This window comes from Thermoleptolyngbya sp. M55_K2018_002 (genome assembly GCF_015295965.1).
GTDB lineage: Bacteria > Cyanobacteriota > Cyanobacteriia > Elainellales > Elainellaceae > Thermoleptolyngbya > Thermoleptolyngbya sichuanensis.
Map to the genome: position 1 here is coordinate 1 of NZ_DVEA01000391.1, position 1,755 is coordinate 1,755.

The following is a 1,755-nucleotide window of genomic DNA, read 5'->3' on the forward strand; positions in this document are numbered from 1 at the left end:
GAAGCAGATTCGCCAGCGCGTGCAGCAGGAATGTGAAGTGGCGCACGAGCAGGCGATGGTGGAAATCGAGCGGATGCGGCGGCAGACCCAGCAGGAAATCGAAGAGATGCGGCGGCGGGCGATCGCCGAATGTGAGGAAATCCAGGCCGGTGCAGATGACTACGCCGATCGCATCTTGCAAGACCTAGAGCAGCAGTTTTCCGACATGCTGCGTATCGTTCGCAACGGCCGGGGCCAGCTCCAGCCCGAAGCTCCGGCGCGAAATCTGTCGCGGGGGGGCGATCGCCCTAAGAAATAGAGTCAGAAATAGAGTCTTGGGGCTGAGTCTTGGGGCTAGCGACTGAAGTCTAGCCCTGATCTCTGATCTCTGCCGCTCTGCTTTCTGGGTTCAACCAGCGCCCCTTGCAGCGGCTCGGTCAGCTTCTGGTAGGTGGTAGCCAGCAGCATGTCGAGGTGGGCGCGGAGGCGATGCCACTGCTGGAGATTGGGGCGATAGGTCTGGTTGTCTTGCTTGAAAAACAGGGGTGCTTCCAGCAGATGGGCTGCGGTTGACTGGCTGGCGGCGGTGGGGATGAGCAGCGCTGTGTCCAGCATCGGCACCAGTCCGGGTGGCAGATGCCCCTCCAGCAGCGCGAGAATGTGCTGACGACAGGCCGTGGTGTCGATGCCGCGCCGTTCTAGCGTGTGCAGTACGCTGTCCAGGGTGACGGGGTGTTCAGGAAAGGTTCGCAGCAACTCCATCAGCAGGTAATAGTCGCTGGTTTGGTGGCGCGGCCGATTCAGCACCTGCGGATGCAGCGGCAATACAGCCAGACCGTAGGCGACGCGGCTACAGGCAGTAGAGGCGTGGCTTGCCGACAGGTAGGTGTCTTGAAGAATGGTGGCGTTGGGCAGCTTTTGGTGCAGCCAGCGGGCGATCGCCACCAGCGAGGCGCTGCCCCCAGAGCAGACCACCTGGCGAATTTCCAGCCGCGACAGGCCGGTTTGCCTTAGCAGCGTATTTAGCTCCCGATTGAGCCGCTCCACGTAGGGCAGCAACACCCGACTGCTGAGGTCGTGGCGCGTCAGGCTGAGGGTCTGGTTGCCCAGAGTGAGCGTCACTTGTTCCTGCTGCTGGAGCGCAATCTTGACCCGCTCGGCGGTATGCAACAGCCAGAGTCCCAAATCGGAACTCCGCAGGCGTTGCAGCATTCGGTGGCGGTGGGCCGGGTCGGGATCGCCCACGGCGGGCAGAGTCAAGTCGTCCCATCCCACGGCGAGCCAGGGGTCGGCTGCCGCTTCGGGAGAAACAGGAGGTTCGTGCCAGTCTGCTCCGCCCGGTTTGTGGGACAAGACGTTGGACGATGTTGGGCGATCGCCCTCATTCTTGGAAATTTCGACCTTGGGAGTTTCGACCTTGGGAGTTTCGACCATAGGGCGCTGCGGGCCGTGGGTTTGGCGCACCCAGGCAGGATACACCAGTTGAGTCAGAATGTCTTGGTCGAGGGCTGTGCCCGCGTAGGGCAGCGTGCGAGTTACGAAGTCGCAGGGGCTGAGGTGCTGCAACTGGCTGGGTAAGTTTACCAGTGCTAACTCCGTCAGCGTTGCGCCTGCGCTCAGCACCAGGGTTCCGCCCTGCCAGTTGCCGCTGTAGAGGTCGGCGGGCTGGGCCGGGGCCGGCGAGAGCCGGAGCGGACGCGCATCGGGGCTGGGCAAGCCAGACAGCAGCGTGGCGATCGCCTCTTCCAGCAGAAAAATCTGCTCAGGCCGACGAAC

At 62.8% G+C, this 1,755-nt stretch carries 2 pseudogenes; one reads left to right on the forward strand and one right to left on the reverse strand.

Annotation, left to right across the window (positions count from 1 at the left end):
* Nucleotides 1-298 (forward strand): annotated as a pseudogene (locus IGS51_RS20005) (DivIVA domain-containing protein); the annotation flags it as partial.
* Nucleotides 299-333: 35 nt separating this feature from the next.
* Here the strand turns inward: IGS51_RS20005 and IGS51_RS20010 are convergent.
* Nucleotides 334-1,755 (reverse strand): annotated as a pseudogene (locus IGS51_RS20010) (hypothetical protein); the annotation flags it as partial.